Raw genomic sequence first — 8,553 nt, forward strand, 5'->3', positions numbered from 1 at the left:
TTAAACCCTTTTTAAAGAATAGCTTTTTAATGACAACAGATATTTCACTACCATCTTTAAGGGTAATATAAGTAGTTTTCTTTCTACTGTAACCTTGAAAAGCCGGAGAAAAGGTTTGTGCAATTGAAGAAAATCCAATAATGAAGCACACAAGAGTCAATAAATATTTATTTCTCATAATTGAAGGAACTTTAGAATATTATATGATCATTACTGGTAAAAATGGAAAATAACGCCTATATAAATATCAGCTTTTGTAAAAATAATCAATTACCCATAAATTCCTAAGTATTATAAATAATTTACATGCATTAACTGTTATATACCAACAAAAATTGACATGTATTTAACAAGTAATTATACTTTTTAAGTATAAATTAAATAATAAATAATCAATCATTTTTGAAATCTAATACTATCCTAAAACATATATACCTTAAAGTGCTTAATGGATTCAAATCTCTAAAAAGTTTGTTCAAATTAGGGAAACTCAATGTACTAAACATTTTGAACTAGTAGCAGCGATAGGTGAATATTAAATTATGTATTAAACTATTCTCCCTCCAATTGGTCATCATTTCTATTTCCAGGATTATCTTTATACCAATCGACATTGGAAGTACCTCCGGATTCGGCCCAGGTGCTAAAAAAGTTATACGCTGAGGTAATATCTACTTTTTCCTTTGGAACTTTAAAATCGTGAATAATACTTATAGCCCATGGAAATCCATTTTCTGAAATAAAATTCCCATATGTATCTTTATTTTCTCCTGTAAACTCAAGGCTGCTATTTCCTAAGCTAGTTCTGTTCATATAAGGTAAGTGAATTTCTTTTGCTCTTACACCATTAACAATAATGAAAGGGTTAAAAGGAGCTATCCCTAAATCAGAAGTGCTAACCGGTGCTACAAAATTCACAGAAATAGTGGTTTCATTTAAAATGTTATCTACATCATCAGCTAAGATAATGACAGCATTTTCTTGGTCTGCCTCGGTTCCATTGGAATTTAAGCTAATATAATTTTCTGTTAAAACCGGGCCGGAAACACTTTCAATTTGAGAAGGGGCCAAACCTTCAATTTCAATGCCTATCCCGTTGTTGTAACCGGCTCCATTGGCCTTGATATTACAGATTAAATCTAGGCGTACTGCCATATTATCAGCATTTAAAACAGCAATGGCCTGATAACTCAAAACTGCATCATTGAAATCGTAGTCACCGGTTGAAGGCCATAAGTCTTCAAAGGCAATTGTTCCTTTACCATATTTACTTGGGGTAAATAACTCGAAAGCTGCCTCTGCATCATTAGGATAAGCATCATCTTGATCTAATATCCCATCACCGTCTGAATCCGTTTCATCTATATTGTCAGCATACACCCTAAAGGTAGTTAAATCATGTATTGATCTCTTGTAGGTAGAGTTATTATTAGCTTTTACCCCATACTTGTATTGCCAGCCACCCGTTTCAGTGTCCATAATAATTAAATTAGCATAACCGGAAATATCGGCAATCCACAACTCCTGATTTGAGTCAAAAGTCATGGATGTTGGGGTAAAAGGCAAATTGTCTGCGCTTATTCTGGTACTTTGATAATTGTTATCTGAATCCAATTCTAGTCCATATAGCCCGGATGCAGAACAGAGAAATAGCTTACCATCTTCTGCAAAAACCAAATCACCTCCACTAGTATTATGAAGACCGATAATATTCCACGTATCTAATCTAGATCCTGTGGACGGATCGAAGGTATAAAGTCTGGAACCACTAGAAAAATACAATAATCCATCATTTGAATTGTATTCCAACCTAGGGCCTCCAAATCCTATATTTGCAATGGTCTCCCAACTGTCCTCTACAATAGAATATTTCATTAAAGGGTATGGGCTACTTCTCCCAATGGAGTATAGCACTTTATTTTCTTGATCAATTGCACAAGTATAACTACCCATAGGCATGCTAGATAAATCTGTCAGCACCCCTGTAAGCGGATCAATTTGAAACAACTGTCCTTCTCCATTTACCGCATACAAATAATCCGTTACGTTTTTTACAGCAGAGGTTCTTAAACTACGCTGATTGGCAGAAAAATTGAAATCCACTTTTTGGTCAACAATATCAACAATTGAAGAAGTAAAATTTAAATGTTCATTTCTTCGGATATATAATTTTTCGTAAAACTTAGGTATGTTAACGGTTTGCTTAAGCACCCCATTTACCGGAACACCTGAAAAAATTAATTTCTCCAGAACCTCAGACTTATAGACGGTTTCAGTAATCGTTTCACCTGATTCATCTTCAAATGTTTCGGTACCGGCATCATATAATTCATCTGTATAGGCATAAACATCATATTTCGCATACCCATCATTGTCATTAATAATAATTGTAACATCATCAGAGGTACTGAAGTCAAAGCCCTCAGGTATTGATAACGAATTCACTTCATTGTCTAGATCACCAATATCATCATTTATAGGAAGATTACATCCATAAAACAATAACACGGACATACTTATTTTTAAAAAAATACTAATAACTCTTCTCATAATTTGCTGTTTTGATTCAATTCCAATTGAAAAAATAAATTGTACAATAAATAACGAGATGCCAATCGAAATGGTTTAAAACTAATTCTATATTTTTAATTTAAGCTGTTATTCTCTCCAAAGTTATTCTGGATTTAAATGCAGCCCAAAAAAACCATTCCTAAAATCACTAGTGAAAGTATTGGATTTTAAAATATAGAATAATTTAAAATCCGAAACATTCCTGGTAAATAATTTCATTCCAGAAAAACAGCTTCAGCTTATTCTTTAGTTCTCAAAAAATGAATATTTAAATTACAATCTATAATACAAACGATAAATCCAACGACACCTCATTTCAACTCTCGTATGTAAAATTATATACTATTTTACTAAAAAAACCTAGTTTATTTATTCGTTTTCATGGAGAGTGGTGTAACCGCAATTACACCACTTGTGCTATTTCCTGATTTGCTTAAAACTCACCAAATCCCAATAACTAAATTCAGTATCCTCACTTTTCATTTGATCTGCAGCTTTTTTGTACTTTTTATTCCCATATTTATATGCTGCGATATTCAATTGATCTTTTATAAGTGACAGTTTACGTGTTTTAATTTGCTTGTAGGGCCATTCTTTTTTGGCTTTGGTATAATTGAACAAAAAGTCCATGCCCTTCTGTATACTTCCGCCTTTTTCATTAACAGTATCCCAAATATTGATCCCCACTTTTTCACATGCCTGGGCATAATACATAATCGCAAGCAAATTCATGCTACTATAATTCCATGAAATGGTCCTCGCAAGCTCTGCAGGTTGACTACCATCCTGTTCAATCATTTCTTCCAAAATTAAAGGTAGCCCTGCTTTCGCCAAACTATCAGCCCTTTCTGTCTGACCCAAATAAAGCGTGAGAGGAATAGTCTGGGCAAAATACCAGGTAGTATGGTTATTTCCATGAACAGCTTCATCCTTCCCATGCTTGCTATTGACTAACCATGAAACATATTCAGCCAACCAATCCGTCATTCCTTTGTCTATTCCTTTATCCCAATGTTCAGACGCAGAAAGCACCTTTAATATATCGGGCAATACAGCCATTCTCCTGGTGTCTATAATGCCTATACCTCTCCCCTCAGTCCTACCCGGAATTCTTTGAGCATAATTTAAATTGGGGTTCATTAGGGTTGCTGAGTCGAGAAACCATGTGTTGATTAATTGTATTGCATATTGGGCATATTGCTCATTTTCGAAAAAGTAATAAGCCTGACTTAAGGTATTCAAAGACTTCATTAAAGCTCCAAATTCATTGTGGTCTTTGTAGTCATAAAATTCCGGATTGACTTCCCCATCTCTTCTAATATAAGGAAGCCCATCCTCTTTTTTCGGGTCAGGCCACCAATAAGGTCCCATGCTGGTATAATCATGTATGTCTCCACTTGGAGGTAATTGCTTTTTATGTACTACCGAAAAGGGACCTGTTTGCAAAGCCTCATCAGCCTCCTTTTTCAACTTTACCATTTCAGGCAAATCCAAGGAAGTGTCGGAGTTCTGCTTTGCTTTTTCTAAAACAGCTCTCTCCCAAAGGATAAATTCCTTCTGTGCCCAGAGCAAATCAGAAGAAACCAAGACCAAAGCAAAGATAAAAATAAGGGCAATTTGATTTTTTTGGGTAATGCTCATTTTGGAAATTTCGGGTTTAATTATTGTCTTTAAAACTAACTAGAAAAAGAATAATATAAAAGAAAGAACTTACCGAGAGCCATACCTATTGTTGTAAGCTTATAAAGCTTTGGAAATCCTTTCTTTTATAAATTTATATGTGATAATTAAATTTGGGTAAATATTCATGCTTTTGAGGATATTATGAGGCTCAATGAGCAAGAACTGCCTCCTCTTATTCGAGAAAAATAGTCATGAAGTATAGAAGTCTCATGACTTATTTTGACATCACTTTAAAGCTGAAACCGGCAATATAAAACGTCGCTCAAAAAAACCGTAACCATATTTCAGGATGATACTGTCTTCTTTACTAAGCGATAGTTCCTCTTCACCTACGTGCAATTTATTTCCCTTGAATTTTAGTGATCCTATTAATTGTGTAGACAGCGGTGAAGCATCTTCCAAACTCATCCACAAACTATCTCCGGCCTGATTGGCCACCTTTAATTTGACCCTATCTGTTTGACTATAATCAAAATTAAGTGGGGCAGTAAGTGCTACTGTAATATTGCCATTTCCTGTTTTCTCCAAAACTATATCCGTATAATAATTGGCCATATAGGCCATGCTCATATTGAATGCAGTATTAAACTGAACCCAGCCTTCCGTCCAACCTAGATCTCCAACTTCCGGGAAATTGGGATAGTGGAAAGATTTTGGCGACCCGTCAAATACAAACTGTACCTCATCCAATAAACCTATCCCTCCTCTATGCCTGCTGTACCAACCAAGTTCGACTCCTTCCACCTCTTCAGGCCCCTTATAGGAAAATTGACGACCGGTAGGGTTTCTTCCAAAGGCATTCTCAATATGAGACCAGGCCAACATTTCCATATCTCTAATTAAAATCTCATCTGATAGAATCTCACAAGCGGCAAAAACAGCAGCCGGAAAACCCAATATATTACCGGTCTCATTCCATCCGGGTGGAGTCCATTCTTCCTTACTGTACTTTCTAAAATCCCAAAGGTTGTCGGATCGATCCAACATCAAATGCGCCCATTCATTTACTTTTTCAGGAATGCCTTTAGGAGATCGTTCAGGAAACTGATGGTAGAAGTAAGCAAAGGCTCGCATGGTCATATGCTCAGACATTCTTTGCCCCTTGGTGGTCATCGGATCTGCCCAATCCAAATGCTTTATCATCCACTCCATTTGATTAAAGGCCGCTTCAAAGTACTTATCGGCACCAACATCACCTTCACGTGTGGCCACCTCATACATCATAAGGTTTGGTATCACAGAAAAACCCGGAGGCATTTCCCCTTTGGTAGTTCCCATTTGCGTTTTCAAGGATAGCAGATTATGCGCTATACTCTTATTGTATTGAGAAAGGGAATGCTTAGAAACCGCTTCTTTTTCCCAGTTGTCCTTGACATATTGATAAACCATGTCAAAGTTTTGCTGAGGAAGCCATCTACTGATATACGGCCAAGCATATAGAAAATGTGCCAACTCTGCCTTTTGCATTTCATGATCCAACTTTTGACTAATTTTTACATCAGCATCCCAATGCATCAACTGAACGATGTCTGGAGTATCCTCGGCAAAGGGTTCCAATTTTCCCCATAGTCCCCTGTATTTTTCAGGAAAATCATCATTGGAAATATAGTGGCCTTTTCTTTCCATCCGCTCGTAAGCCTCGGGATTACTCAGGTACATGGCCACCAGACTTTGCATGGACCAGTTGAAAAAATCACCATCTCTCCATGCAAAACTTATCTGCCGAATATCATCTACTGTCCCCACATAATGGCGAGCTCCCAACATAAAATCAATCATATTTCTATAGGTTACTCTTTCAATCCAGTTGGCACCAATCCGAAAAGGAAAGGATTCAAGTCCATTTATTTTCACCAAAAACTCATCTTCACTTAATGGATTGAAATTTGAGAAATCCCCTTTTTCGCCGAATACCTTTCCTGTAAATTCTACCTTTCCGTTCTTAGTATTAACAATAGTAAATGAGGTATTGTCTTTGACTTCAGGTGCGGTAAAACGTTTGCTTCTGTAAAGGTTATATCCACTTTGATTTACGAGTATCGGCTTGTTCTCCATGCCGCTGGAATCAGCATATTTTTGTCCTAACAATTGCACCTCATTTAGCTGCATCATTCGTCCATCCATTGCTAACAACCTGACCCTATCTATCAGTTGAGGCTTCTTTAATTTCACCTCCACTTTATGAGCAGAATTGTTGCTCACCTTATCAAATGTTCTCCACTCTCCATTGAGTAAATACTGCAAATTAAAAGCTTCATTGGGCACTGCCGATGGAGCAAAATTTACAACTACGTTCAACACTTCTGTGGCACCCGGAAACTTGAAAACTATCCAGGCATTTTCATCCTCAACCCGACTGCTCCAATGGGTCTCTGAATCCCCATCAACAGCAAGTTTGGGCTCATGATTTTCTTCAGTGGAACTACTGCTTGCCTGAGCAGAAAAAGACAAATTGTTCTGTGCATTTGCAGCAAAACAGCAAAGCCAAAACAGCAAGGCAAAAATCCAATTTTGTACTGATTTCAACTTTTTATATTCCTTCATTTTCATAAACATACTATACCAAATAAAGCCACCGGAACATGTTCGTGTTTCTGTTTAAAAGATAACTTCAATTGATCCGTTTCAATTGGATCATTGAATTTAACCGACACAACAGTTTGATGATTATCTTCAATAATTGCTAATACTTTTCCATGTCCATCACTGATTTCAATCTCTCTTACGCAGAAAGGTATTTCATACTCAGGATGACCCATTAGGGTGGACTCTAGCGCATGATCAAAATCAGTATCAAAATACAGATTTAAACAACTAATAATCTGATGCTTATCCCAAACCAATTCAATGGAAGGATGAGAATCATTTAAGCAGGCTGCCCAGGCATTGGTAGCCGTTGTTGGTCGAAACACGCCATTCACTAAATATTTTGTTGAATAAAGGTCAATAGTCTTAGAAAACTCAAATCCAAGGTTATGTCCTTCAGGTCTTCTTTCCGGCAACCAGAAGTCAAACGCCTCAATACCAATACCTTTTGGAGGATCTTGCCTGCTAGAGGTAGCTACCGCTTTATTGAATTTTTGGAAGACTGTGAGCAGTCCTGTGGCTCTTGTTTCAGAACACCTTATCGACACCTTATCATTGGCTTCAAAGGCCACAAAATAATATTCTGAATTTTCTATATTAACCTGTGAATCAATAGTTAAATACTGTTCACCTAAAGTTAATTCAAACTCTTTTTTAGCCAAAATAGTCTCCGGGCTAAAGTTACCTTTCTTTTCACTTTTTAACAATGACACCACTATTTTGGTATTTTCATTCGCTTTAAACTGAAATTTCATAGCCGGAAATTTTCCGGGTGAAAGCGGTAACATTTGTGCGGCTGCAAAGGTCAAAGATTTCCAAGGTCCATCGAAAGCCAGCCCCGACAATTGCATGGTGGATGAAGCAGAAATCTTAGCCAATGGGGCCAAGTCTTCTTTCAATCTCAACGCATGATTTGGGATGTATTGACCCTGCAAAACCAAGCGATCTTTTAAGGCTTCTATCCTACCCTTCTTAAGGATTTCTGAAGGGCTAATTTCCTCCTCTTTGCAAAGCACTGCAGCCATGGCTACGGCCTGTGCATTGTGGGCACAAGTGGCCATTACTCGACTCGATCCGAAGGCCACATGACTGGCACTAATGATCCTGCCGGTGAGAAAAAGATTGCTAATATTTTTGCTGTACATGGTACGGTAAGGGATCTGATAAACGCCTTTGGTATGCCATTGGGTACAGCCCGGTATTTCTCCATAAACGCCATCCGCAGGATGCAAATCCAAAGCCCATCCACCAAAGGAAATGGCATCCTCAAAAACACGTTGTTCTACCAAATCTTTTTGAGACAAAATATAATCTCCTTCAAATCTTCGGCTCTCCCTTTTACCGGGAATCGTACCTACCCATTCTAAAGTATGGGTATCCACTTCGGGATATTCCCCGGAGTTTTTCAGGTGATTCCAGATGCCATATATTACTCGCCAAAGTTCCCATTTTATTGTTTCTGATTCGTGGATGGTGTCTTTCCTCCCACCGTATTCCACCCACCAAAGTCTACAACCATGATCCTTCAAATTGAAGGATTTGAATCTTGGCAATTCATCTATTTCTGTATTGGCATATTGGGGGACAACAAAACGAACCGGCTTGCCTGTGTCCTTGCTATAGAAGTAAAGGCTGTGTCCCAATAGCTCGCCGTATTGGTGATCGGGAGCAAATGCCTCGTCGAATTCATCAGCAGATTCTGCTCCCATTCGG

4 protein-coding genes are annotated in these 8,553 nt (G+C 37.5%); all 4 read right to left on the bottom strand.

What is annotated here, in order from left to right; all coding sequences use genetic code 11:
• Positions 1–552: 552 nt before the first annotated feature.
• Complete coding sequence (locus tag AAC037_RS13090) at positions 553–2,550, bottom strand: LruC domain-containing protein (RefSeq protein WP_339903414.1); 1,998 nt, start codon at positions 2,548–2,550, stop codon at positions 553–555.
• Positions 2,551–2,988: 438 nt separating this feature from the next.
• Positions 2,989–4,212, bottom strand: coding sequence for an alginate lyase family protein (locus AAC037_RS13095; RefSeq protein ID WP_339903415.1), 1,224 nt, complete (start codon positions 4,210–4,212; stop codon positions 2,989–2,991).
• Between the two features lie 267 nt (positions 4,213–4,479).
• A complete protein-coding gene (locus AAC037_RS13100) occupies positions 4,480–6,780 on the bottom strand; it encodes a discoidin domain-containing protein (protein ID WP_339903416.1) in 2,301 nt (766 codons plus the stop codon).
• 20 nt (positions 6,781–6,800) lie between these two features.
• Positions 6,801–8,553 (bottom strand): FAD-dependent oxidoreductase (locus tag AAC037_RS13105; RefSeq protein ID WP_339903417.1); only part of this gene is annotated, 1,753 nt, incomplete at its 5' end.

It is taken from the genome of uncultured Cyclobacterium sp. (assembly GCF_963976465.1).
In the GTDB taxonomy this organism is placed as follows: domain Bacteria; phylum Bacteroidota; class Bacteroidia; order Cytophagales; family Cyclobacteriaceae; genus Cyclobacterium.